The organism is Bacteroides sp. 3_1_13 (genome assembly GCF_001185845.1).
Taxonomy (GTDB): domain Bacteria; phylum Bacteroidota; class Bacteroidia; order Bacteroidales; family Bacteroidaceae; genus Bacteroides; species Bacteroides xylanisolvens.
Map to the genome: position 1 here is coordinate 1,391,333 of NZ_KQ236955.1, position 26,748 is coordinate 1,418,080.

Consider the following 26,748-nt stretch of genomic DNA (forward strand, 5'->3'; position numbering starts at 1 on the left):
TTATGCACTATTCTATTTCAATATTCAAAAAGGAATGTGAAAAGTGGCTGGCGAAGAATTAATGTTTTCCTAGTTGTAGGAAATTGGAAAGTATTTTGTGGATGTGATATTTGCTTTTGCTGTCTTAAGCGGTAAATGGTTCTCTTTTTATTCAAAGTCTATTATCTATCTCTGCCATTATATCTTGCTTTTTGCAATTCTTTCCTTGTTGGACTTGTTGCGATACAGATATTTCTATGTATATTTGTATGATGTGAACTTAGACAGATTGAAATATGAGTGGCAAGATTTACCCTATCGGTATACAGAACTTTGAAAGTCTTCGTAATGATGGCTATTTTTATATTGATAAAACAGCATTGATTTATCAATTGGTGAAAACCGGAAGTTACTATTTTTTGAGTCGTCCGCGCCGTTTTGGCAAAAGTCTGCTCATTTCTACGCTTGAAGCTTACTTTCAAGGAAAGCAGGAACTCTTTGAAGGGCTGGCTATGGAGAAACTGGAAAAAGATTGGGTAAAATATCCCGTTTTATATCTTGATCTTAATACGGAAAAATATGATACTCCGGAAAGTCTGGAGAACAAACTCAATGGGGCGTTGGTGGAATGGGAGAAGATATATGGTGCGGAGCCCTCGGAGAAATCCTTAGCGATGCGTTTTGAGGGGATTATTAAACGTGCCTGCCGGCAGGAAGGACAGCGTGTGGCTATTCTTGTGGATGAGTATGACAAGCCGATGTTGCAGGCCATTGGTAATGATGCCTTGCAAAAGAGCTTTCGCAATACATTGAAAGCTTTCTATGGTGCATTAAAAAGTCAGGATGGCTGTATTAAGTTTGCTATGTTGACGGGAGTTACCAAGTTCGGTAAATTTAGTGTGTTCAGTGATTTGAATAACCTGAATGACATTTCAATGTGGAATAAGTATATAGATATTTGTGGTGTGAGCGAACAGGAACTATACGATAATCTGGATGCCGAGCTTCATGAGTTTGCCAATGTGCAGGGAGTGACGTATGAAGAGATATGTGTCCGGTTGAAAGAAATGTATGATGGCTATCATTTCACGCACAATTCCAAAGGAATGTACAATCCCTTCAGTCTGCTTTTGGCTTTTGATAGGAATGAGTTTAAAAGCTACTGGTTTGAAACAGGTACTCCCACTTATTTGGTGGAATTGCTGAAGAAACACCATTACGACCTTCATCGGATGGCTCATGAAGAAACTGATGAACAGGTACTGAACAGTATAGATTCTGAATCTACCAATCCTATTCCGGTAATCTATCAGAGCGGGTACCTTACTATTAAAGGGTATGATGAAGAATTTGGAATTTACCGTTTAGGTTTTCCTAATCGCGAAGTGGAGGAAGGATTTATCCGTTTTCTGCTTCCTTATTATGCGAACGTAGATAAAGTGGAATCTCCCTTTGAAATTCAGAAACTTGTTCGTAAAGTGGAGGCTGGTGATTACGAATCTTTTTTCCGTCGTCTGCAAAGTTTCTTTTCTGATATTCCATACGAGCTTGCCCGCGAACTGGAGTTACATTATCAGAATGTACTTTATATTGTATGTAAACTGGTTGGTTTTTATGTAAAAGCGGAATATCATACGAGTGAAGGCCGTGTGGATATGGTATTGCAGACTGACAAGTTCATTTACATTATGGAATTTAAACTGAATGGTACAGCGGAAGAAGCTCTGCAACAGATAAATGACAAGCACTATTCCCGACCATTTGAAACGGATTCACGAAAACTTTTTAAGATTGGTGTGAATTTCAGTGCTGAAACGAGAAATATAGAGAAGTGGTTGGTCGAAAATTGAATTGCCTGCGCCGGAAATAAGATATTCATTTCTCATATTCTCATAGATTTGATTTAAATAGCAGATAATTAATAAAGTAAGCTATGAGAAATACTTTTAAAATTGGTATTTCTGTAACCATTCTATTTTCCGCCTTGACATAAGTTGTTAGCCGCCATATCTTTGCGCCGTAACCTTTAACAAGAATGATTATGGCAAAAGAAAAAGTAAACTATCAGGAGGTATATGACCTCTACCAGTTATGCAGCGAGACCAAAGATCTTCGAGAGTTCTGTGCTGATTATGGTGTAAATTACGACAAGTTCATGAACTGGCAGCGTCACCAGTTGTGGAGTGAGAAGTTAGGCAAGACAGTCCAGGTTGAGCAGCCCAAGGTTGCCAAAGTCCAGATAACCGGGAAACCATGCAATAGTCCAACTGTGAAGTTGGACGTGAAACATCCTGAAGGTGAACCACCAATAAAATGGATCAAGTTACAGCTGGCGTCTGGCGCAACACTGTTCCTGAGAAACACCACCGTTCTTGATTTGAGCCTGTTGCTTAATAAAATGATAGGATGATATGCTTGGACTGAGTGCTAACCTTAACTATTACCTGTTTAACGGTAATGTTGATTTGCGGAAAGGCATTTTCCGTCTGTGTGAGAGTATAAGGGAAGAAATGTCCCTTGACCCGAGCGATGCGTCCAATGTATATATGTTCATGTCCCGGAACCGAAAGGTTGTGAAGATACTTCATTACGAACGCGGTTTTTATGTGCTTTACGAAAAACGTCCTGTTATGGGCAAATTCAAGAAACCTGTATTTGATGAAGTCTCCAGGTGCTACCGGATACAGTGGTCGGACATGGCTTATCTTACGGAAAGCATTGTAGTTGACAAGATGTACGTTAGTCCGAAAGGCTAATATTAACATACTGATTATCAACAGGATAGTATAAAAAATAAACGGTAAAAAGTTTGCGTAAGTGCCTGATTTTTCGTACCTTTATATCATGATTGATGAAAGAGCATACGAGTTACTTTGCTGCCAGCTGGGTCTGGCGAATGAGGAAAAGGCAGGTCTTCGCAAACAGAATAAAGAATTGATTGCGAGGCTTGAGTCTATTGAAGAATCCAACAGGGAGAACTCTAAAAATCTGATAGATACCATCAATGATCTCAAAGATACCATCGAAAAGCAGTCAACCACGGTTGAACATTACAGGAAAGAAATGGAACTTATGAGAAAGCAGCTTGAAGCAAAGGATGAGGTGAACAGGATGCTGGCAAACGAGATCTCCAATCTCAGACTTCAGCTTGAGGACAGCAGGAAACACCGTTTCGGCCGTACTTCCGAGCAAAGAAGGCTGTTGAACAACCGTAATCTCGACAAGTCCGCTCTGGAACAATCCGAGTATGACGGTTCTGACAGGAAGGATGATAATAATAAGACCGATGATAACGAAACCGGCAGCAATACCTCTTCCGGCAACATACCTGCCCAGAACAGCAAACCTTCAAGGAGAAAGGAAACCGCACCACGTGCCGGGAAAACAAAATTGAAAGTTGACAAGGTGGTAGTACATGAAGTGGACGAGTATTACACGCTTCCAGAAGGGGGACGGTTTATGAACCGCAACGGTATGCCTGATGTGTGGGAATACAGGGTCATAGAACATGTAAGGGCTTATAACGTGGAGCATGTTTACAAGGTGGCAAGGGTAAAGCTTGCGGACGGCACTTTCACAAGCACCATGGAACATCCGCTGAAAAACCTTGGAGGTATCTTCTCTCCTGAACTGCTTGCCCGTCTGCTTTGTCTGAAATATGACTTCAGCATGCCTGAGAACAGACAGATAAGACTGCTTGCAAGAGAGGGTATCCACATAAGCAATACCACGCTGAACAGCTATATCCATAACGGAATCGCCAAACTAAGGGAGTTCATGGAAGATGTCTTCAAGGAGTTTGTACAGAGAGCTAATTACCTTATGGTTGATGAGACTACTGAGCTTGTTGGAGTGGAAACAAAGGAAGGTAAGGCTTACAGGAGAAAGTACTTATGGGCTTTCTTTGCCAAGCATATTAAGATGGTCTATTATCACTATAATAACGGCAGCAGGTCGTCCGATGCGGCAAAATCATTCCTGGAATATTTTATGGGAACCATATCCACTGACGGATATACGGTTTACAGGATGTTTGACGGAGACGACTCAAAGGTGCTTCATATAGGATGCTGGACGCATTGTAGAAGGTTGTGGGTTGATGCCCTGCCTTCAGACAGAACAGCGATGGACATAATAGATCCTATCGGTGAGATGTTCAGAAATGAAGACCTGTTCCGTATGATGAAACTCAGCGGTGAGCAGATTAAGGAAAGAAGGCTTAAGCTAACAGGACCGATTCTTGAACGTATCCATCATAAGGTGGTCATTATGATGCAGGATGCGAAGATTATGGCTAACGAACTGATGAGAAAGGCCGTGAACTATACGATAAACCAGTGGAAATCCTTGAGAAATATCCTCAAGGACGGTTCAGCAGAAATCTCGAACAACCTCTGTGAGCAAAGGATGAAACCTGTAAAGCTGCTGCTCAAGAACTGTATGAACGTTGGCAGTGAGGATGCGGCAGAAAACTCTGCATTCACCTTCTCTCTGATAGAAAGCTGTAAGTTGAACGGCATAGACCCTCAGAATTACCTGAAACACTTGTTTGAATGTATTCTTCATGGTAAGGACTGCGACAAGAAGGCTCTTCTGCCATGTTTCTATAAACCGGAATGTTAAAACAAAAATATTTTCTTACGGGCATTTTTATTTTATCGGCTGAAAGACAGCCGATAAAATTGGCGTGGCGGAAAATAGTATGGTTACGGTATTTCTCATAGTTTTATTCGCAAATAGACCTTGATTTGGCTTATTTCTCATACCTGTTGAACTCATTTCTCATAATGGCCCGGTGTTGGTATATAAATAGGCTGTGTGGGCTTACCTATATTCTGTAAGTTGCCTTGTGCTTTTAGGCGACGGATTTGTCTACTGGCCATACTTTGAGTGAAACTGCAGAGCGACTGCATATTACTACGGGTTAATACAGGATGAGTTGCAAAATAGGCAGTAAGTTTCTTGTCGATCTCTTCTTCTGAAAGAGAAGCCGAATGTGGCTTGTATTTCGAACGTCGTAAGTGACTAGTCATGCACAAACTCTTTAAATCTCTGTCAGCCTGGAAATTAATGGACTTAAGTTTCACTTTGTCAGCACGAGTGGTAAGCGAGTGCACGGGTTCGGTAGCTTGCAATGTAATCTGGAAATAGCCGATTCCATCCAGATGTACTCGTTCTCCCTCGCACAGATGGTTGCCCATGCATCTACTCAATTCCATTAACATGGCTTCTACTTCTGCTTTCCCGAAAGTAGTTGCCATGTGGATTTCTCTTGCCAGCTTTTGAGTGGTCACATGTTGAAAATTAACCACCCGTGGGTGATAACTAGGTTCTTCCCCTTCTTTTTCCGGTTGGGGATTCTTATAAAACTCGAATTGTATTGCCATCTTTGTTTTAATTTAATGGTTATTTATATGTTATGTACTGATGCTCTTAGTGTATCTTGCTTTTATTCTTTTATTATTCAACCGCCATCCTGATTGTTCCACTACAGTGAACGGTTCTTTTCACTCTAGTAGACAGAACTTTTTACTGTAGTGAACAGGCCTGTGCACTCCAGTAGAACGATTGGGATGCTCTTTCAAAGATACGACATTATTAGGTGAAAAACAAGTAATTAACTAGTTGTTTTCATGAAAGAAATAGCTAGCTGTTTTCTAAAATAAGCTTGGCGGATAAACAGGAGAATAGTTGTGTCTGACTATGAGAAATACCCTGAAAGAGTATGAGAAATAGCGGTTTTTTGAAGAAAATCGATGAGGATAGTATGAGAAACACCTGTTTTAAAAACGTTTCTCATAATGTACTTCTTTGATTATATGTGCTTTATCTGAAATCTATGAGAACATGAGAAATAGAATTGAAAAATCTTTTCTAGTAGAAAGATGAAATAAGTATTCTCTGAAAAGTTGTTTGTGTGGAATATTTACAGTATATTTGTGTCGTAATAATCGCCCTACAAAACACATGCAGGACAAATAAATAAAGTAATGAGAATAACACTGGTAAGAGACGATGGCAAGGTGAACACTATGCGTACGTTGAGAATTGAACAGCTCGTGGAGCAAATGAAAGTGGAAACTAAAACACAGCCCGTCTCAAAAATGAGAGAAGTCCTGCCTTTTATGCTTCCGGGTGATAAAAATGACTATGTACAGAAAGTGCCGAAGCTGATACCTGCAGCCGCCTTTTTTCGCAAAGGCGGCATAACGACGATGAGTGAATACAACGGAATTGTGATGATTCAGGTCAACAACTTGTCCGGACGTATGGAGGCGGATGAGGTGAAAGAACGGGTAAAGGAGCTTCCGCAGACTTACTTAGCTTTCACCGGTTCTTCCGGAAAGTCTGTGAAAGTATGGGTACGCTTTACTTATCCCAATGATCGTTTGCCGACAACTAGTGAAGAAGCGGAGCTTTTTCATGCGCATGCCTATCGGTTGGCAGTGAAATTTTATCAGCCACAACTTCCTTATGATATCGAGCTGAAAGTACCTTCGTTGGAGCAATATTGTCGTTTAACTTTTGACCCGCACTTGTATTTTAATCCCGAAGCAATGCCTATTTATATGAAGCAGCCTGCCGCTATGCCGGGTGAGGTGACTTATCGCGAACGGGTACAAACGGAAACTTCGCCATTGCAACGGCTTGCGCCGGGATATGAAAAGTGTAATGCACTTTCTGTCCTTTTCGAAGCTGCTTTTGCACGTGCGTTGGATGAAGAGACTGATTATCAACCGGAAGGAGACAAACAATCGCTGTTGATTAACCTCGCAGGACATTGTTTCCGTGCCGGTATTCCGGAGGAAGATACAGTGCGATGGTCTCGTGCTCATTATCGCTTGCCGAAGGACGATACATTGGTTCGGGGAACCGTGCGGAATGTATACCGCACTTGTGAAGGATTTGCGAGTAAAAGTAGTCTGTTGCCGGAACAATTATTTGTCATGCAGATGGATGAGTTTATGAAACGGCGTTATGATTTTCGTTTCAACCAGTTGACGTCACAAGTGGAATGTCGTGAACGGAACAGTTTTAATTTTTATTTTCATCCGGTGGATAAACGATTGATGGCAAGTATTGCAATGAATGCACATTATGAAGGGCTTAAGCTGTGGGATAAAGACGTGGTACGTTACCTGAATTCGGATCATGTGCCGGTTTATCAGCCTATCGAGGAATTCCTTTATGACCTTCCTCATTGGGATGGTAAGGATCACATCGGCGATCTTGCCAAACGAGTTCCTTGCGATCATCCTCATTGGGCGCAATTGTTTCGTCGTTGGTTTCTTAGTATGATAGCGCATTGGCGTGGAATGGGAAAGAATCATGCAAATAGCACTTCTCCTATATTGATAGGTCCACAGGCTTATCGTAAGTCTACATTTTGCCGGTTGATTTTGCCTCCATGCTTGCAGGCTTATTATACGGATAGCATTGATTTCAGCCGGAAGCGGGATGCCGAGTTATACTTGAATCGCTTTTTATTGATTAATATGGATGAGTTCGATCAGATTGGCATCAATCAGCAGTCTTTCCTCAAGCATATTCTGCAAAAGCCCGTTGTCAACACACGACGACCGAATGCTTCGGCTGTGGAGGAACTTCGTCGGTATGCTTCTTTTATAGGTACGAGCAACCATAAAGATTTACTGACGGATACTTCCGGCAGTCGTCGTTTTATCGGTGTTGAGGTGACTGGAGTGATTGATGTGGTCCGCCCTATTGATTATGAGCAATTGTATGCCCAGGCAATGGCACTGCTGCGTAGTAATGAACGTTACTGGTTTGATGAGAAGGAAGAGGCTATTATGACGGAGGCGAACCGGGAGTTTGAGCAGTCGCCGGCAATCGAGCAGTTGTTCCAGGTGTATTACCGGGTAGCGGAAGAGGAAGAAGAGGGAGAATGGTTACTTGCTGCAGATATACTTCAGCGGATACAAAAGGCAAGTAAAATGAAGATTTCTTCCGGACAGGTTAATTATTTCGGGCGTATTTTGCAGAAGCTGGGAGTAAAGTCATTCAGGAAAACACGCGGAGTTTATTATCATGTGGTGGCTGTTGGGCAAGGGGGATGATGAAATAATGCACGAGATGTGCATTTTATTATTTTATAATAATTATCTTTGCGTAATAACGTGAGATATACGAAGACTATGATAAGAAATCCTTTTATAACAAGTGGATATGTGTCTGCTGATTATTTTTGTGACCGTCAGCAGGAAAGCGAACAGTTGGTACGCGAAGTGATGAATGGGAATAACCTGGCTCTTGTCTCTACCCGACGAATGGGAAAGACGGGCCTGATCCGTCATTGCTTTCAGTTTCCTGAAATTAAGCAGGATTATTACACCTTCTTTATTGATATATATGACAGCCGGTCATTGCGCGACTTGGTATTTGCACTTAGTAAAGAGATTTTGGAAGTACTGAAACCTGTGGGGAAGAAAGCTTTGCATGGTTTTTGGGAATGTGTGAAATCTTTGCAGGCCAGTATCTCTTTTGATGTGAATGGTATGCCTTCTTTGAATTTGGGATTAGGAGATATACAAGCTCCGGCTACTACGCTCGATGAAATTTTCCGGTATTTAGAGCAAGCGGATAAGCCTTGTTTGATTGCCATTGATGAATTTCAGCAGATTACCGGGTATGCAGAGAAAAATGTAGAGGCTACTCTCCGGACTTATGTGCAGCATTGTAATAATGCGCGTTTTATTTTTGCCGGGAGCCAGCGTCATGTGATGGGGAATATGTTTTTGACGCCTTCCAGACCTTTTTATCAAAGTGTGTCAATGATGCATTTGGAAAGTATTCCTTTAGAAGAATACATTCGTTTTGCATGTATGCATTTCAAACGTGCAGGCAAAGAAATGGAAGAAAGTGCTGTTACCACAGTTTATCAACAGTTTGAAGGAGTCACATGGTATATACAAAAAGTATTGAATACACTTTATGATATGACCCCGGAGCACGGAGTCTGTAAAGTGGAAATGGTGTCAGAGGCTATTCGGCAGATTATTGATTCATTCAGATATACTTATTCGGAAATCCTTTTTCGTTTGCCGGAAAAGCAAAAGGAGTTACTGATTGCTATCACTAAAGAGGGAAAAGCGAAAGCTATTACTTCCGGTGCTTTCATAAAGAAATACAGACTGGCTTCAGCCAGTTCTGTGCAGGCAGCATTGAAAGGGTTACTGGAAAAGGATTTTGTGACCCAAGAAAAGGGAGTGTATCAAATATATGATCGTTTCTTGGGTATTTGGTTGAAAGAGAATTATTGAGTCGTTTTTTGTTTGTTGAAACGTGCTTTTCGATAAATCGCGTTAATAATTAGCTGAAACTACTGCCTGTTAATCAGTTTTATTGTATCTTTGCGGTCTTAACTTTTTTAATGGTAAATAATGAAGGAATTTCTACAACTAATGCGACGTTTCGTGTCGCCTTATAAGAAGTATATCGGCTGGGCTATTTTGCTGAATATTTTGTCTGCTGTATTCAACGTATTTTCGTTCACTTTCTTGATTCCTATTCTGAGTATTCTGTTTAAAACAGAAGGAGCGGATAAAGTATACCATTTTATGGAATGGGGTAGTGGTGATTTAGCAGATGTTGCCAAGAATAACTTCTATTATTACATATCTCAAATGATAATGGATAATGGTCCTACTATAGCCCTTATCTTTTTAGGATTGTTCCTGATGATAATGACATTGTTTAAAACCGGTTGTTACTTTGCTTCTTCAGCTGTAATGATTCCATTGCGTACGGGAGTAGTACGTGATATTCGTATTATGGTATATGCAAAAGTAATGCGCTTGCCAATGTCTTTTTTCTCTGAAGAAAGAAAGGGAGATATCATAGCTCGTATGAGTGGTGACGTGGGAGAGGTTGAAAACTCCATTACTAGTTCGTTGGATATGTTGATGAAGAGTCCGATTCTGATTCTTCTTTATTTTATCACTTTGGTTATAACGAGTTGGCAGTTGACCCTTTTTACCATCGTTGTATTGCCGGGAATGGGTTGGCTGATGGGAGCAGTCGGAAGAAAACTGAAACGCCAGTCATTGGAGGCACAGTCAAAATGGAGTGATACGATGTCGCAATTGGAAGAAACACTGGGAGGTTTGCGCATCATCAAGGCTTTTATTGCGGAAGATAAAATGATTAACCGCTTCACCAAATGTAGTAACGAACTTCGGGATGCAACAAACAAGGTTGCTATACGTCAGGCTATGGCACATCCGATGAGTGAGTTTTTGGGAACCATTCTGATTGTAGCCGTACTGTGGTTTGGTGGTACATTGATTTTAGGCAAGAATGCCACGATTGATGCTCCTACATTCATCTTCTATATGGTTATCTTGTATAGCGTAATCAATCCGTTGAAAGACTTTGCTAAAGCAGGATACAACATTCCGAAAGGTTTGGCTTCTATGGAACGTGTTGATAAAATCCTGAAAGCAGAGAATAAGATTAAGGAGATTCCGAATCCGAAACCGTTGAAAGGTTTGAATGACAAGATTGAATTTAAAGATATTTCTTTCAGCTACGATGGTAAGAGAGAGGTACTGAAACATGTAAATTTGACAGTTCCCAAAGGAAAAACGATTGCACTGGTTGGACAGTCAGGTTCCGGTAAATCTACCTTAGTCGATTTGTTGCCACGTTACCATGATGTACAGGAAGGTGATATTACCATTGACGGAACGAGCATCCGCGACGTGCGTATTGCTGATTTGCGTAGTCTGATTGGTAATGTAAACCAGGAAGCTATTTTGTTTAATGATACATTCTTCAATAACATTGCTTTTGGTGTGGAGAATGCGACAATGGAACAAGTGGTAGAGGCAGCAAAGATTGCCAATGCGCATGATTTCATTATGGAGAAACCGGAAGGATATAATATGAATATCGGTGACCGTGGTGGAAAACTGTCCGGTGGTCAGCGCCAGCGTATCAGTATCGCCCGTGCCATCCTGAAGAACCCTCCGATTCTGATTCTCGATGAGGCTACTTCTGCATTGGATACCGAATCAGAACGTCTCGTGCAGGAAGCGTTGGAACGTTTGATGAAAACACGTACGACGATTGCTATTGCCCATCGTCTTTCTACTATTAAGAATGCAGATGAAATCTGCGTGTTGTATGAAGGAGAGATTGTAGAACGTGGTAAGCATGAGGAACTTATAGAATTAAACGGCTATTACAAACGCCTGCATGATATGCAACAACTGTAATGCGGCAATTGTAATTTTTTGATAATGCAATGATATTATTAAGTTTTGATACAGAAGAATTTGATGTACCTCGTGAACATGGCGTAGACTTTCCGTTGGATGAAGCGATGAAAGTATCAGTCTATGGTACGAACCGGATACTGGACTGCCTGAAAAAAAACGGGGTGAAAGCTACCTTCTTCTGTACAAGCAATTTTGCAGAAAATGCGCCGGAGGTGATGCGGCGCATTATGGACGAAGGACATGAAGTGGCTGCGCATGGATGTGACCATTGGCAGCCGCAGGCTTCAGATGTCAGCCGTTCAAAAGAAATTCTGGAACGTCTTACCGGCAGAACGATAGAAGGCTATCGCCAACCGCGTATGTTTCCCGTATCAGATACGGAACTTGAACGAATGGGGTATGTGTACAACTCCTCATTGAATCCCGCATTTATCCCCGGAAGATATATGCATTTATCAGAGCCGCGTACCTGCTTTATGATAGGCAAACTACTTCAAATCCCGGCTTCTGTAACTCCATGGATTCGTTTCCCACTATTTTGGTTGTCTTGTCATAATCTGCCGATGTGGCTTTATCAAAGCCTGGTAAACCGGGTGTTGAAACATGACGGATATTTTGTGACCTATTTCCACCCATGGGAGTTTTATCCGTTGGGTGAACACCCTGAATTTAAAATGCCTTTTATCATCCGCAACCATTCCGGTAAAGGAATGGAGGAACGTTTGGATATGCTTATTCGCAACCTGAAAGAAAAAGGCTACCCTTTTATGACTTACTCGGAGTTTGCGCAGATAAAACTGGCTGAACTAAATAAACCGAACGAACAATGATTAAATTGGCTATTGTATCCCCCTGCTATAATGAGGAGGAAGTGTTGGAAGAGTCAACCACCCGTTTGACAGCTTTGTTTGATGACTTGGTGGCGAAAAAAAAGATCAGCGCCGACAGTTTTGTGCTTTTTGTGAATGATGGCAGTAAAGATCGTACATGGAGCATTATTAAACAACTGCACCGGACGAATCCATATATAAAAGGAATGAACCTGGCTCGCAACGTAGGACATCAGTATGCCATCATGGCCGGTATGATGACCGCTAAAGACTGGAGTGATGCCGTTATTACCATTGATGCCGATTTGCAGGATGACCTGAATGCGATTGAGGAGATGATCGATGCTTATACACAAGGATATGATGTCGTATACGGGGTGAAAGTATCCCGCCAGGCAGATCCGATGCTGAAACGTCTTTCCGCAACCGCTTTTTATAAATTACAGCACCGGATGGGAGTAGAGACAATCTACAATCATGCGGATTTCCGTTTTTTGAGTAGGAGAGTACTGGAACAGCTGTCTCATTATCAAGAACGTAATGTCTATTTGCGTGGTATTATCCCATTGCTGGGTTTTCCTTCTACTACGGTAGATGACGTAATCCGGGAACGGACAGCCGGAACCTCCAAATATACAGTAAGAAAGATGTTCAGCCTGGCCTTGGACGGAATAACCTCTTTCTCGGTGAAGCCTATTTACGGTATTGTTTATCTGGGAATTATATTTGTTTTTATCAGTATACTGATAGGAATTTATGTATTGTATTCTTTAATTTCGGGTACGGCAGAGCATGGCTGGGCATCTTTGATGTTGTCTGTCTGGTTTGTCGGTGGAATTGTTCTAATGTCAATAGGAGCTGTCGGGTTGTATATTGGGAAAATCTATAAAGAAGTAAAACGTCGTCCGCTCTATAATGTGGAAGAAGTACTATACGATGACCAAGATAAGTAAAGCTATATTTGACAGGCATCCGGACTGGCGGGATAAGTTCTGGCAATTCGTTCGTTTCGGAGTTGTCGGCACTGTATCCTCGGCTATTCATTACGGAGTGTATTGTCTGGTTTTACTGGTTGCAAACGCCAATATCTCTTTTACGGCAGGTTATGCCGTCGGATTTATTTGCAATTATTTCCTGACTACCTTTTTTACTTTTCGTTCCAAGCCCTCGTCTCGCAATGCGGTTGGGTTTGGCTTTAGTCATCTGATTAATTATCTGCTTGAGATTGGTTTATTGAATCTCTTCCTTTGGATAGGGGCAGGCGAACTTCTGGCGCCGATACTGGTGATGATAATTGTAGTACCTATCAATTTCCTAATTCTTCATTTCGTTTATATCTACAAAGGGAGAAAATAATTTTATTAAATCTCTTTCATTTAATTCATAAAAAGAAAAGGCTATTATGAAACGTTTTCTAAATCTTATTGTATATATACTCACAATACATGTTTCGGCTTTGCTGATCGCAGGACTGTTTCGCCTGGTACTTTTTATCTCATCCTATCATCAATTGACTTCTGAAGCCTTGTCGGATAAGAGCCTTTCAATGCTTGCTTTTGTGCATGGTGTCTGGTTTGATAATGTGATCGGTTGTTACATACTTCTGTTGCCGCTGGCAATTGCGGTGGTGTGTGGAGTCTGCAACTACTATGGGAAAGCATTGTTCCGTTTCTTCACAATCTTTTTCAGTGTGTTTTATGGACTGGTCTATTTAATCAGTGCGTCGGACATACCCTACTTTGCCTATTTCTTTAAGCATATCAATTCTTCTATATTCGAATGGTTCGGTTATGCAGGAACTACCGCCGGAATGATATTGGGAGAAAGTGCCTATTACTTGTCCATCGGATTATTCCTGCTCTTCTTGGCCGGGTTCATAGTATGGCTTGTCTGTCTGTCGCGTTATTTCCATCGTCGTAGCCTTACCATTTCCGCTTCGTTCCCATTTTGGAAGAGAGGAGTTGTGCTTCTGGTCGGAGCTTGTCTGATCGGCCTCTGCATCTTTGGAATTCGGGGGCGTACAGGTTATAATCCGATCAAAGTGAGTGCGGCATATTTCTGTCAGGATGCTTTTCTGAATCAATTGGGAGTAAGTCCGACTTTTAATCTGTTGACGAGTGTGATGGATGATATGCGTCCTGAAAATAAATACTTGCATCTGATGGATGAGCAGGAAGCCATAACTAAGGCGCAAGCTCTGCTCAACCGTCAGGGAGAGGTAGCCGTCTCACCGTTGGCTGTGTACAGACATGCTTCAAAAGCAGATAGTGTGCAGCAAGGTCGCCCCAATGTTGTACTGATTATGATGGAATCCATGTCCAGTAAACTGATGAAGCATTTCGGGCAATCAGAAACGCTGACTCCTTTCCTGGATAGTCTGTATACCCGTTCTATTAGCTTCCGTAATTTCTATTCGGCAGGAATCCATACGAATCATGGTTTGTATGCCACCTTATATTCTTTCCCGGCGATGATGAAACGAAACCTCATGAAAGGCTCTGTCATTCCCCGCTATTCGGGACTGCCTACTGTCCTGAAAGAAAACGGTTATTATAACCTTTTCTTTATGACGCACGAAGGGCAGTATGATAATATGAACGCTTTTTTCCGGACAAACGGCTATGATGAAGTGTTCTCACAAGAAAATTATCCGGCTGATAAGGTTGTGAATAGCTTCGGAGTACAGGATGATTTCCTGTATGACTATGCAATTCCGGTATTGAATCAGCGGGCTGCCACCGGAGAGCCTTTCTTTGCTACTTTGCTGTCCATCAGCAATCATCCGCCGTATGTGATACCTCCTTTTTTCCATCCGAAAACGAGTGAACCCGAGACGCAGATTGTTGAGTACGCGGATTGGGCTTTGCGTAAGTTTTTTGAAGAGGCACGTAAACAGCCCTGGTTTGATAATACGATATTTGTGTTGGAAGGAGATCATGGCAAATTGGTGGGAGACGCCGAATGTGAGCTGCCGGAATCTTATAACCATATCCCGCTGATGATTTACTCCAGCTGTATTCATCCGGAAGAGAAAAACACTTTTGGAGGTCAGGTAGATATACAGCCTACGATATTGGGGCTGTTGAATATTGATTATCTACAGAATAATTTTGGAGTGGATTTGCTGAAAGAAGAACGTCCCTGTATGTTTTATACTGCCGACAATATGATTGTGGGACGCAATGATACGTTATTGTATCTTTATAATTACGAGACGCAGCAGGAATTTACTTATCATATAGACAATGGCAAATTGAAAGCCGTTCCGATGGATGATCGCTTTTTGCCTTTAAAAGAATATAGTTTTTCCATGCTCCAATCGGCAGAGTTCCTTGTGAAGCATGGAAAAACGGTAAATTCTGTCCCTTTTACTCAACAATAGGAGTAGTTTCGGTTTTTTCAGGCTGTTCGTTTTTAATGAACTTGTATACTTTGGCTATTTGCCGGAGCACTCGTTTAGGAGATTCGTAAACCTGTTCGAACTGATACCCCTCTTTCTCAAATTCAGGAAGATATTTCTCTGCGTCATTGGTGCCGATCAACAAGAAACCTTTGGCAGGACGTTTTTGGTAGAAGTTGTCGAGACGGTTATTCAGGTAGAAATTAATCTCGAAGTAATGTACAGGGTCACCTGCTGCATGCAGACTTTCTTCAATGAATTCGTACATAGTTCCTTCGCTTTCCGGCGCAATCTTTTCGATCTCTGCAGCGATGAATTTGACGGATTTCGAATTTAATGCTGCCGGCTGATAAGCACCGTCCAATGCAAGGTATAATCCCATGGTAAGCACGACGAGGGCATACAGGAAGCGGTTGCTCAATGCATGTTTCCGTTGATAGAACCACCAGTAGATACCGAGGATGGTAGGAACGGCAACCAGCAACAAGGCTCCTGCTCCGCTAATATTCTGTATGGCGCGCATGAAATTAATGTTGTCCTGTGCGTGACGGCCGTGGAAGATTGTTTCAGGGATGAGCCCGCATTTTAACACAATGAAGCAAGTGAACAGCAACAGACTGATTACCGCAAGAATACTTCCATATACTTTGATGACTTTGGATTGCTTCTTGACCAGATAAAATAGATATTTGGCAAGGAAATAAGCAATGAAAGGATAGATAGGCATCAGATAGACGCTGCGTTTGCTCTGCGGAATGCAGTAGAAAACGAAGATGACGACAATACTGGTGAAAGAGAATAAATCTACCGGATCCATATTCTTTATCCAAGCAGTGAAACGTTTCCACCAAGCGGCTGGCTGGATATTGAACTTACGGTAAGTCAGGCTGAACAGAGAAAGTACGACTAACAGTGTCCAGGGAACATATCCGGCAAACAAGGTCACAAAATTATAGTGCCAGGGGTTCACGCATGAATCATAACTCATGGTATTCGTCATACGGCCGAGGTTTTCTTCCATCACTAATGCGAGGAATTCTTCTCCACCTTGTTGGTAAGCAGCTACATACCAGCAGATAGGCAGGATGAGAGAAAGGATAGCCCAGGCGGAAAGCAGCAGGAATGCCTTGAAGAAGTTGACACCTCGGAGCAACAAGAATATGCCTACAACTAAGCATGGAATGATAGTACCTACCGGTCCTTTAGTCAGTGTTCCGCAACTCATCAGGAGAATGGCCAGCCAGGGAATACCTTTGAGCCCCTTCTCATACCATCTGTAGAGACAATATAGAGCGCCAACGGTGAGCGCTGTCAATACCATGTCCACCCGGCAGTTGGCTCCGGCCCGGTGTAATTCGAAATTAGTCAGGGTAATAAAGGCAGCCAATAACGCCAGTTGCACTCCTTTTCTTTTGGCAAAGAACAGAAAGCCGCAGAGAGTCATGGCAATCAAGGCGATGGCGGACGGCAGGCGGGAGGTCATTTCTGTGACTTGCCCTCCGTTCACTACTGCTGATACAGCAGCGATGCTCCAATGGAAGAAAGGCGGTTTGTAAGCCATTTCTCCTCCGTTGTTTCTGGGTAAGATCCAGTTTCCGCTATCCAGCATGGAATAGGAAACAATAGCTTCGCGAGGCTCACCTTTCGTGTGGTATTCCGACAAGCCGAGGAAAGGCAGGATAGTAACTACGCAAATGACTAATAACAGCCAGAAAGCTTTGTTTGAAGTCAATGTTTTCATCTTTTCTTATGATTGAAATTTATGTTCTTTTATTTTCTGCCGAAGTCGGCCGGAATTTCTCCCCATTCTTTCGTTTCCCATTTCAGGATACGAGTGGTATATGTATTTTCCCGCAACCATTTTTCTGCCCGTTCGATCAATAAAAACAGTTCTTCCGTTTCCGGAGTGCGGGGGAGCTTGGTTTTGCACTTCTTCTGTCGTACCCAGCTGATCGCATTGGCGCTATCACTGTAAATAGGCATGTCGAAACCTTTGTTCTTCAACAACGCCAACCCGTGTACGATGGCTAGAAACTCGCCGATATTATTCGTGCCTTTCATCGGGCCGAAATGAAAAATTTCCTGCCGGCTGGCAATGTGTACTCCACGATACTCCATCGGTCCCGGATTGCCACTACAGGCTGCATCGACTGCCAGGCTATTGTCGATCACGCAAGAGGGTAAAGTATCTGACGAAGGTTTGGAACCTCCTGCTTTAGACTTTGCATTTTTGCCGATATAAGCGTATGGAGACATTGACAGCGCGCGTTCCGCTTCTTCGCGCGTATCGAATGATTTGTATTTGGCAGCTTCGTATCCTTTGATTTGAAGCTGGCAGTCTGTCCAGGAAGTGTAAATTCCGGGTATGACGCCTTCCCATACGACATAAAATTTCTGTTTTGCCATTTTTCTGACGATAAATTTAGATAGTCAATGAATTGACGCTGCGAAGGTACAAATATATTCTCTAACTGAACAAGTTAGGGGGGATACTTGTTATAAAAAAAAGAGAGTTTTAAGAATATAAAATAAGAAAGGAACTATGATGGAAAGATCTTTTAGTGAAGCTTTGAAACAACGTCGGACTTACTATTCAATTACTAATCAGTCACCTATATCCGATCAGGAGATCGAATGTATCGTTAATATGACCGTGCGTCACGTACCGTCAGCATTCAATTCACAGACTACACGTGTGGTGCTCCTGTTGGGAGAATCTCATAAGAAACTGTGGCAGATCGTGAAAGATGCATTGAAGAAGATTGTACCGGCTGAAGCTTTTGCAAAGACAGAAGAGAAGATAGATCATTCCTTTGCCTGTGGCTACGGAACTGTACTGTTCTTTGAGGATCAAAAGGTAGTGAAAGGACTTCAGGAGGCTTTCCCGTCTTATCAGGAGAACTTCCCGGGATGGTCATTGCAGACTTCTGCCATGCACCAGCTGGCTATCTGGGTGATGCTTGAGGATGTAGGTTTCGGAGCATCGCTGCAACACTATAACCCGTTGATTGATGAAGAAGTGCGCCGTGCATGGAACTTGCCGGAACATTGGCATCTGATTGCGGAAATGCCGTTCGGACTTCCTATTGGCAAACCGGGTGAAAAAGAATTTCAGCCGCTTGAAGAACGGGTGAGAATCTTTAAATAAATCGGGAATGAAGAATGAATAATGAAGAATTGGATGGCATAATGGCTAAAATTCTTCATTCTTCATTCTTCATTCTTCATTAAATGATTAATTTTGTGAGCAAAATTAGTCATTTATGGTTCGTATCTTCCTTACCGGCTATATGGGTGCCGGAAAAACCACGCTGGGTAAAGCATTTGCCCGGCAGATGGATATACCGTTCGTTGATCTGGACTGGTATATCGAAGAGCGTTTTCACAAAACCGTTGGAGAATTATTCACTGAACGAGGCGAAACAGGATTCAGGGAACTGGAGCGGAATATGCTTCATGAAGTAGCCGAGTTTGAGAATGTGGTCATCTCGACGGGAGGTGGAGCGCCTTGTTTTTTTGATAATATGGACTTTATGAACCGGACCGGAAAGACGGTTTTTCTCGATGTGCATCCGGATGTGCTGTTCAGACGCTTGCGTGTGGCTAAACAGCAACGCCCTATTCTTCAGGGGAAAGAGGATGACGAACTGAAAGCGTTCATCGTTCAGGCGCTTGAGAAACGCGCGCCTTTTTATCACCAGGCACAATATATCTTTAATGCAGATGAATTGGAAGACCGTTGGCAGATTGAAACATCAGTGCAACGTTTGCAACAACTTCTCGGATTATAATCTGTGCCTAAATTGTATATCAGACTTTATTTTTTTGATACTCTTTATTGTTCATTCAGTCAATATTAGTACCTTGCACTCGTTATGAGATTTTTTTATTGACTAATAACACAAAATTAAGGTAAAGTCTATATCATGAAAATTTTAAAAGAGAAATTTGGAGAGTTATCCGCTAGAATTAAAGCATCCGGACAGCCTGCAAGAGTATGGTTTCCACAGTATACACCGGCCTCATTATTAAATGCGGAAAATTGGTGGGAAGCATTGGCTGTATGTGAATATGCTTTGGACACAAAAGAAGACGAGAAATTAACAGAAGATTTTTTTGAACTGATATTCAGTGCTTTTGACTGTAACGTAGAGGTCGATCTCAACGCAGAAGAATATGAATTCTGGTGGGAGAAGGTGATACAGGTATGTGACCGTGTAGCTGTGTTTAGCGGTGCGGGATGGGCACAGAAAGGTGCGCAATATTCTGAAGCCCGTTATGGAAAGCGGGATATGAGTTATTTGTTTCCGTATTACGAAAAGGCTGCCGATATGGGTTGGGCTGAAGCGGAAGCAACTGTTGCCTATTGGCTATACATGGGATTCTATTGCGAACAAAATAAAGAAGAGGGCGAACGACGTTTTGCCGCTCTCACTTCTCCCGAAGCTATTTTATGGGGAAAACATTATCGTGCTTTTGTCGAAGAATTTACAGGCGATAAAGCGAAAGCATCGCAGATGCGTCATGACCTGCTTGCCGAACTGCCTGAAGGAGAACGTTTGCGTGCTCATGTATATGCAGCACTGGGAGACGCGCTCGACAGGGCGGAAGGCAGTGTGGCAGAGGAAGCTGCTTACTACGAAAAGTCTCTGGAGATAGTTCCCAATCTTTATAGTCTTAAAAATCTGGCTACCCTTTATTTCCGTTATCCGGAACTGAATAAACCGAAAGAACTGGGCTTTGAACTTTGGAAAAAAGCCTGGCATGCAGGGGTGTGGTCTGCCGCTAACTTCCTGGGATATAATTATCAGGAAGAAGAATGGCTGGATATGCCGAAAGCTATTGAATGGCTGGAAAAGGGGATGCTTTATTGTGAATCTTACAGTGCGTATGAACTGGCGCTGATCTACCTGTATAATGATGAATATAAGAACGTGGAACGTGGACTGATGTGTCTGAACCGTTGCGTGGAAGATAACTATATACAAGGTATAGAAGGACTGGCTAATGTCTATTTCAACGGTGAATTGGTGGAAGAGGACATGAATCGTGCGAAAGAATTGTTGGAGAAGGCTATTGAGTTGGGTTCGGGAAATGCAGCTTATCGTCTAGGCTGGATGTATGAGCGTGGCTTCTTGTCTGAACAACCGGATTATGTGAAGGCGTTAGAGTATTATGAAAAGGCAGCTTCGCTGAACAATGCCGACGGATATTGTCGGATGGCGCTTTACCTGGCTAATGGATACAGCGGTGTAAAAGATGCCGATAAGTCGAGAGAATGTTATGAAAAAGCAGCCGAACTGGGTTCCTGCTTTGCTCTTGTAGAACTGGCGTTCTTGTATGAGAATGGCGATGGAGTGGAGAAGAACTATGAAAAGGCATTTGAACTGATTAGTAGGGCTGCCGGACAGGGTTATCCTTATGCGATGTTCCGTTCTGGTCTTTATATGGAAAAAGGTGTTCTTGGCGAAGCAAAACCGGAAGAGGCGTTCGCTTGGTATACAAAGGCGGCAGAAGCGGATGATAATGATGCGATCTTTGCTCTGGGACGCTGCTATAAAGAAGGAATCGGAACGGCAGAAGACTGGGATAAGGCACTCGAATGGTTCGGCAAAGGGGCGGAGAAGGAAGAGTCCCGTTGTTTGACAGAGCTGGGCCTGGCTTATGAAAATGGCAATGGCGTGGAAGAAAATCCGCAAAAGGCTGTGGAGTATATGATGAAAGCTGCTGAACAGGACTATGGTTATGCCCAGTTTAAGATGGGAGACTATTATTTCTTTGGTTGCGGTCCCTGTTTGGAAGACAATAAAAAGGCTATGGAATGGTATGAGAAGGCTGTGGCCAACGAAATTCCAATGGCAATGTTGCGTATGGGTGAGTATTACCTGTATGATTATGACAGTCTGAACGAATCGGAAAAGGCTTTTGCCTATTTCAAGAAAGCTGCCGAATACGAGTGGTATAGCGAAGGATTGGGTATCTGTTATGAAATGGGTATCGGAGTGGAAGATAATGAAACGGAAGCTTTTAAATATTATACGCTGGCTGCGGATAATGGAAATACGACGAGTATGTATCGTACCGGACTTTGCTATTACAACGGAGTAGGCGTGAAACAGAACTATGCCGAAGCTTACCGATGGTTTACGGATGCGGCAGGGAATGGAAATATTGCTGCGACTTATTATCTTGGTAAGATGATGATGTATGGTGAAGGTTGTACTCCTGATCCGGAAACTGCGGTGCAATGGTTGCTGAAAGCTGCCGAAAAGAATAGCGACAAAGCGCAATTTGAACTTGGAAATGCCTATCTGACGGGCAAAGGCGTGGAAGAAAACGATGAAATTGCAATGGAGTGGTTCGAAAAGGCCGCAGAGAATGGCAATGAGAAAGCTCTTAAAATTACCGGAAGGAGGAGAAAGTAAAAGAGGAACATGGAAAAAGAAGGGAATAATCTGTTTCAGGTCAATCTTAAAGGTATGATTGCCCTGTTATCAGAACACATTTATAGTAACCCGAATACTTTTGTTCGCGAATTGTTGCAGAATTGCGTAGATGCCATCACGGCACTACGCAATATCGACGAGAATTACAACGGACGCATTGATGTCTTTCTGAATGAGGACAAAACGGTGGTGTTCAGGGATAATGGAATCGGACTGAAAGAGGAGGAAGTTTATCGCTTTCTGACGGTTATCGGAGAGAGTTCAAAACGGGATACTCCCGATGCGGACGATTTTATCGGAAGGTTCGGTATCGGATTGTTATCTTGTTTTGTGGTGACTAATGAAATCACCGTGGAGAGTCGTTCGGCAATGGGCGGACAGCCTGTTTGCTGGTGTGGCAAAGTGGATGGGACGTATCAGCTGACTTTATCGGACGAAGAACGGCCTATCGGGTCGCAGGTGGTGTTGCATCCGAAAGGAGACTGGATGCATCTTTTTGAATATGAAACGTTTAAGAAGATACTGGTCAGTTATGGGGAAGTGTTGCCATATCCTATCTATCTGCATTATCAGGGAGAAGAGGAATTGGTAAATACGCCTTCGCCCGTATGGCTTGACCCGAAGGCGACTCGCAAAGAACTGCTGGATTATGGGGCAAAAGTATTTCAGTCGTCTGCTCTTGATGCTTTCCGGATTTATACTGACAGTGGTAAGGTAGAAGGGGTACTTTATGTTTTGCCTTTCCGCACACAATTTTCAGTACGCAATTCCCATAAGGTCTACCTTAAACGTATGCTGTTGAGTGAGGACGATTGTAATCTGTTGCCGCCGTGGGCTTTCTTTATCCGTTGTCTGGTGAATGCGGACGGATTGCTGTCTACTGCTTCCCGCGAATCTTTGGTGAGCAATGACCAGTTGAAGGATGCACGGAAAGAGATCGGGATAGCTATCAAGGATTATTTGCGGGGATTGGTGCAGAATGACCGAGCCATGTTCAACCGGATCTTGGATGTTCATCACTTCCATATCAAGGCGATTGCTTCGGAAGATAATGAACTGCTCCGTTTGTTTATGGATTACCTTCCTTTTGAAACAAATAAGGGGCTGCGTGGTTTTGGAAGTATTCGTTCGGCAAGTAATGTGATATGCTATACCAAGAATCTGGAAGATTTCCGTCAGGTGCGTCGTATAGCCGGAGCGCAAGGATGGCTGGTGGTGAATGCTGCTTACACTTTTGATGAAACTTTGTTGAAAAAGTATGTCCGTCTGAATCCGGAACTTACGTTGGATGAAATATCTCCTTCACGGTTGCTGGAACAGTTTGGCGAAGTGGAGGCGAATAAAGAGTTTCAGGCTTTTGAAATGAAAGCGAACGAGCTATTGAAGCGGTTTGGCTGTGTCTGCCGTCTGAAACATTTTACTCCGGTGGATATTCCGGTAATCTTTGTGGCGGAGGAAAAGGAGAATGTAGCTAAAAGTGCCAATAATCCGTTGGCGGCTGTATTGGGGGCTGTGAATACTGCCAAGCAGATTCCACCGACACTCACTTTTAATGCGGATAACGAAATGGTGCAGACTTTATTGCAAATACAGGGAGACAATAAATTGTTTCAGCATGTGGTGCATATATTGTATGTACAATCGCTTCTGCAAGGTAAATATCCGGTGAACAGTGAAGAAATGGAGCTTTTCAACCGTTCGCTTAGCGAACTGATGACTTCGAAAATGAATGATTTTATAAATTTCCTGAATTAAAAAAAAGAGTATGAGATACACACTTGAAATACAAAAACTGCTGTTGCAGACACAGAATGACAGCCTGCATCCCCGTGAAAAAGCCAATCTATTGAAAGAAGCTATCCGCATCGCTGATGAGAACGAAGATGTGGAATGGGCTACGGAGTTGAGACTGGATCTTATCTATGAACTGAATCTTCTTTCGGCAGATGCGGAAGAGATTACAGTGTTCTCTAAAATCCTGGATGATTACGAGAATCACAAGGATGTAATCAAAGAAGATGACTTGTTGTGGAAATATAAATGGATCTGGGCTTGTACGTTCGATCTGCCGGAAATTCCGATGGAACAGGTGAAAGCGATCGGTGAGGATTATAAAACCCGTATTCTCCGGAATGGATATTCTTTGCGGAGTTATTATCACCGCTGGTCTGTGGAATGTATTTGGATGCGCCAGTATGACAAGGCGAAAGAATATATTGACAAGATGTTGAATGAAAAGATAGACGATCAGTCGTGTGAGGCTTGCGAACTGAATTTTATGCTGGATTATTATCTGGAAACAGGGCAGTTTGATGAGGCTTACAGCCGGGCGCAGCCATTGATTAATAAGCAGGTCACCTGTTATGAAGCCAATTTGCGGGCTTACTTGAAGCTTTCTTATTATGCACAGAAAGCTGGCAAACCGGAGGTTGCCGCCGATATGTGTGCACGCGCCGAAGAAGCATTGCTGGGAAGAGAAAAGGATGAATATCTTTTGCTTTACTTGGGATTGTTTATTGCTTATAATATAATGACGAAGCCGGAAAGAGGCTGGGAGTATGCCGAGCGGTGCATCGGTTGGAGCTTGCGTACGAATACGTTGAAGAAATATCGCTTCTCTTGCGATATGGTAGAGGCCTTGAAGTATGAGACCCGTCCGGAAGTCTCCTTGTCGTTGCCGGAGGAATTCCCTCTTTATCGTCCGGACGGAATTTATCAGGTCAGTGAGCTTCGCAATTATTTCTATCAGCAGGCGGAAGAGCTGGCACTTCGCTATGACGCCCGCAACGGAAATAGTGGTTATATGGACCGTTTGAAACAATTAATGTCCAATTAATTGCCAACATGTAGATTAATCCGTATTTTTGCCGTCCAATTATTTACTAAAAACACTGAATAACAGAAAATGAGAAAGTGGCGTATTGAAGATTCTGAGGAACTCTACAACATCACAGGTTGGGGTACCTCGTACTTTGGTATTAATGACAAAGGTCATGTCGTTGTTACACCTCGTAAAGATGGAGTATCCGTTGATTTGAAAGAACTGGTCGATGAGTTACAATTGCGTGATGTGGCATCTCCCATGCTGGTGCGTTTCCCGGATATTTTGGACAACCGTATTGAAAAGATGTCATCCTGCTTTAAACAGGCAGCCGAGGAGTATGGTTATAAAGCCCAGAACTTTATTATTTATCCGATTAAGGTCAACCAGATGCGCCCTGTGGTGGAAGAAATTATCAGCCACGGAAAGAAGTTCAATCTCGGACTGGAAGCCGGCTCTAAACCGGAACTCCATGCGGTGATTGCGGTCAATACGGACTCTGACTCATTGATTGTTTGCAACGGATATAAAGACGAAAGTTATATTGAACTGGCTCTGCTTGCTCAAAAGATGGGTAAACGTATCTATCTCGTTGTGGAGAAGATGAACGAACTGAAGCTGATAGCAAAAATGGCAAAACAGCTGAATGTGCAGCCTAATATCGGTATACGTATCAAACTCGCTTCTTCCGGTAGCGGAAAGTGGGAAGAGTCGGGAGGAGATGCCAGCAAGTTTGGCTTGACTTCCAGCGAACTTCTCGAAGCGCTCGATTTTCTGGAGAGCAAAGGCTTGAAAGATTGTCTGAAGCTGATTCATTTCCATATCGGTAGTCAGGTGACGAAGATCCGTCGTATAAAAACGGCTTTGCGTGAGGCTTCACAATTTTACGTGCAGCTCCATTCAATGGGCTTTAAGGTGGAGTTTGTTGATATTGGCGGTGGATTGGGAGTGGATTATGACGGAACCCGTTCGTCCAATAGCGAAGGTAGTGTAAACTATTCCATTCAGGAATATGTAAACGACTCTATCTCTACGCTGGTAGACGTGAGCGATAAAAATGGTATCCCGCACCCGAATATCATAACGGAAAGTGGACGTGCATTGACGGCACACCATTCTGTTCTCATTTTTGAAGTTCTTGAAACCGCTACTTTACCCGAATGGGATGACGAGGAGGAAATTGCTCCGGATGCACACGAATTGGTGCAGGAGTTATATGGAATCTGGGATTCGCTGAATCAGAACAAGATGTTGGAAGCATGGCACGATGCGCAGCAGATCAGGGAGGAAGCATTGGACTTGTTCAGTCATGGAATCGTGGATCTGAAAACCCGCGCACAAATCGAGCGTCTGTATTGGTCTATTACACGTGAGATTAATCAGATTGCCGCCGGTTTGAAGCATGCGCCCGATGAATTCCGTGGATTGTCCAAACTGCTTGCCGATAAATATTTCTGTAACTTCTCGCTGTTTCAGTCACTTCCTGACTCTTGGGCAATTGACCAGATATTCCCGATCATGCCTATTCAGCGATTGGATGAAAAACCGGAGCGTTCGGCTACCTTGCAAGATATAACCTGTGATTCGGACGGCAAAATTGCCAACTTTATCTCTACCCGTAACGTGGCTCATTATCTGCCTGTACATGCACTGAAGAAAACAGAACCTTATTATGTGGCTGTATTCCTGGTGGGTGCTTATCAGGAGATTTTAGGAGATATGCATAATTTGTTCGGTGATACGAACGCCGTGCATGTTTCGGTGAACGAGAAAGGATATAATATCGAACAGATTATCGACGGAGAAACGGTAGCGGAGGTATTGGACTATGTGCAGTACAATCCGAAGAAGCTGGTACGTACGCTCGAAACTTGGGTGACGAAATCAGTGAAAGAAGGAAAAATCTCCTTGGAAGAAGGAAAAGAATTCCTTTCCAACTATCGTTCGGGGCTTTACGGATATACTTATTTGGAATAACCGGCAGGGTGCCGGAGCCGGATTCTCCATTCGGTGAACTTATTAGAAATCAAGA

The 26,748-nt window shown here is 42.9% G+C and carries 20 protein-coding genes; 17 read left to right on the forward strand and 3 right to left on the reverse strand.

What is annotated here, in order from left to right; genetic code table 11:
* Positions 1-275 precede the first annotated feature (275 nt).
* From HMPREF9009_RS05055 to tnpC, 4 genes are all read left to right on the forward strand, one after another.
* A complete protein-coding gene (locus HMPREF9009_RS05055) occupies positions 276-1,829 on the forward strand; it encodes an ATP-binding protein (protein ID WP_049701616.1) in 1,554 nt (517 codons plus the stop codon).
* Positions 1,830-2,020: 191 nt separating this feature from the next.
* The gene (locus tag HMPREF9009_RS05060) at positions 2,021-2,389 is read left to right on the forward strand and encodes a hypothetical protein (RefSeq protein WP_170834904.1); all 369 of its coding nucleotides are present in this window, start codon (positions 2,021-2,023) and stop codon (positions 2,387-2,389) included.
* Position 2,390: 1 nt separating this feature from the next.
* Positions 2,391-2,735, forward strand: a complete 345-nt coding sequence (tnpB, locus tag HMPREF9009_RS05065; protein ID WP_004297053.1) for an IS66 family insertion sequence element accessory protein TnpB — start codon at positions 2,391-2,393, stop codon at positions 2,733-2,735.
* Positions 2,736-2,823: 88 nt separating this feature from the next.
* Positions 2,824-4,602 carry an IS66 family transposase gene (tnpC, locus tag HMPREF9009_RS05070; protein ID WP_004300191.1) on the forward strand — a complete coding sequence of 593 codons (1,779 nt, stop codon included), beginning with the start codon at positions 2,824-2,826 and terminating at the stop codon, positions 4,600-4,602.
* A gap of 152 nt (positions 4,603-4,754) precedes the next feature.
* On the opposite strand, the gene HMPREF9009_RS05075 is transcribed toward tnpC, so the two are convergent.
* Positions 4,755-5,366 (reverse strand): HU family DNA-binding protein, encoded by a 612-nt coding sequence (locus HMPREF9009_RS05075; RefSeq protein ID WP_004314474.1) that lies wholly within the window; start codon positions 5,364-5,366, stop codon positions 4,755-4,757.
* Between the two features lie 603 nt (positions 5,367-5,969).
* Between HMPREF9009_RS05075 and HMPREF9009_RS05080 the strand changes: the two genes are divergently transcribed.
* The 7 genes from HMPREF9009_RS05080 (at position 5,970) to HMPREF9009_RS05110 (ending at position 15,431) form a co-directional block, all read left to right on the forward strand.
* Positions 5,970-8,057 (forward strand): virulence-associated E family protein, encoded by a 2,088-nt coding sequence (locus HMPREF9009_RS05080; RefSeq protein ID WP_049701617.1) that lies wholly within the window; start codon positions 5,970-5,972, stop codon positions 8,055-8,057.
* A gap of 78 nt (positions 8,058-8,135) precedes the next feature.
* Positions 8,136-9,260, forward strand: coding sequence for an AAA family ATPase (locus tag HMPREF9009_RS05085; protein WP_049701618.1), 1,125 nt, complete (start codon positions 8,136-8,138; stop codon positions 9,258-9,260).
* A 120-nt stretch (positions 9,261-9,380) separates the two neighbouring features.
* Entirely contained in the window at positions 9,381-11,216 is a 1,836-nt protein-coding gene (locus HMPREF9009_RS05090) for an ABC transporter ATP-binding protein (RefSeq protein WP_049701619.1), read from the forward strand.
* A 29-nt stretch (positions 11,217-11,245) separates the two neighbouring features.
* A complete protein-coding gene (locus HMPREF9009_RS05095) occupies positions 11,246-12,049 on the forward strand; it encodes a polysaccharide deacetylase family protein (RefSeq protein WP_049701620.1) in 804 nt (267 codons plus the stop codon).
* Positions 12,046-13,002 carry a glycosyltransferase family 2 protein gene (locus HMPREF9009_RS05100; RefSeq protein WP_004314479.1) on the forward strand — a complete coding sequence of 319 codons (957 nt, stop codon included), beginning with the start codon at positions 12,046-12,048 and terminating at the stop codon, positions 13,000-13,002. Before HMPREF9009_RS05095 ends, HMPREF9009_RS05100 begins: the two co-directional genes overlap by 4 nt.
* The gene (locus tag HMPREF9009_RS05105; protein ID WP_004314482.1) at positions 12,986-13,405 is read left to right on the forward strand and encodes a GtrA family protein; all 420 of its coding nucleotides are present in this window, start codon (positions 12,986-12,988) and stop codon (positions 13,403-13,405) included. Before HMPREF9009_RS05100 ends, HMPREF9009_RS05105 begins: the two co-directional genes overlap by 17 nt.
* Before the next feature lie 46 nt (positions 13,406-13,451).
* Positions 13,452-15,431: an LTA synthase family protein gene (locus HMPREF9009_RS05110; protein WP_049701621.1), complete on the forward strand. Its 1,980-nt coding sequence runs from the start codon at positions 13,452-13,454 to the stop codon at positions 15,429-15,431.
* Here the strand turns inward: HMPREF9009_RS05110 and HMPREF9009_RS05115 are convergent.
* Both HMPREF9009_RS05115 and HMPREF9009_RS05120 read right to left on the reverse strand, forming a co-directional pair.
* Entirely contained in the window at positions 15,418-17,190 is a 1,773-nt protein-coding gene (locus tag HMPREF9009_RS05115) for an ArnT family glycosyltransferase (RefSeq protein ID WP_049701622.1), read from the reverse strand. The genes HMPREF9009_RS05110 and HMPREF9009_RS05115 overlap by 14 nt on opposite strands.
* A gap of 29 nt (positions 17,191-17,219) precedes the next feature.
* Positions 17,220-17,855 (reverse strand): ribonuclease H1 domain-containing protein, encoded by a 636-nt coding sequence (locus tag HMPREF9009_RS05120; protein ID WP_049701623.1) that lies wholly within the window; start codon positions 17,853-17,855, stop codon positions 17,220-17,222.
* Positions 17,856-17,994: 139 nt separating this feature from the next.
* On the opposite strand from HMPREF9009_RS05120, the gene HMPREF9009_RS05125 reads away from it, so the two are divergent.
* From HMPREF9009_RS05125 to speA, 6 genes are all read left to right on the forward strand, one after another.
* A complete protein-coding gene (locus tag HMPREF9009_RS05125; RefSeq protein WP_008770436.1) occupies positions 17,995-18,597 on the forward strand; it encodes a nitroreductase family protein in 603 nt (200 codons plus the stop codon).
* A 115-nt stretch (positions 18,598-18,712) separates the two neighbouring features.
* Positions 18,713-19,240: a shikimate kinase gene (locus HMPREF9009_RS05130; RefSeq protein WP_004314493.1), complete on the forward strand. Its 528-nt coding sequence runs from the start codon at positions 18,713-18,715 to the stop codon at positions 19,238-19,240.
* Positions 19,241-19,375: 135 nt separating this feature from the next.
* A complete protein-coding gene (locus HMPREF9009_RS05135; protein ID WP_049701624.1) occupies positions 19,376-21,874 on the forward strand; it encodes a tetratricopeptide repeat protein in 2,499 nt (832 codons plus the stop codon).
* Between the two features lie 9 nt (positions 21,875-21,883).
* Complete coding sequence (locus tag HMPREF9009_RS05140) at positions 21,884-23,650, forward strand: HSP90 family protein (RefSeq protein ID WP_049701625.1); 1,767 nt, start codon at positions 21,884-21,886, stop codon at positions 23,648-23,650.
* Between the two features lie 10 nt (positions 23,651-23,660).
* Positions 23,661-24,731 carry a hypothetical protein gene (locus tag HMPREF9009_RS05145; RefSeq protein ID WP_008024077.1) on the forward strand — a complete coding sequence of 357 codons (1,071 nt, stop codon included), beginning with the start codon at positions 23,661-23,663 and terminating at the stop codon, positions 24,729-24,731.
* A 69-nt stretch (positions 24,732-24,800) separates the two neighbouring features.
* A complete protein-coding gene (gene speA / locus HMPREF9009_RS05150; protein ID WP_008024078.1) occupies positions 24,801-26,693 on the forward strand; it encodes a biosynthetic arginine decarboxylase in 1,893 nt (630 codons plus the stop codon).
* Positions 26,694-26,748: the final 55 nt, after the last annotated feature.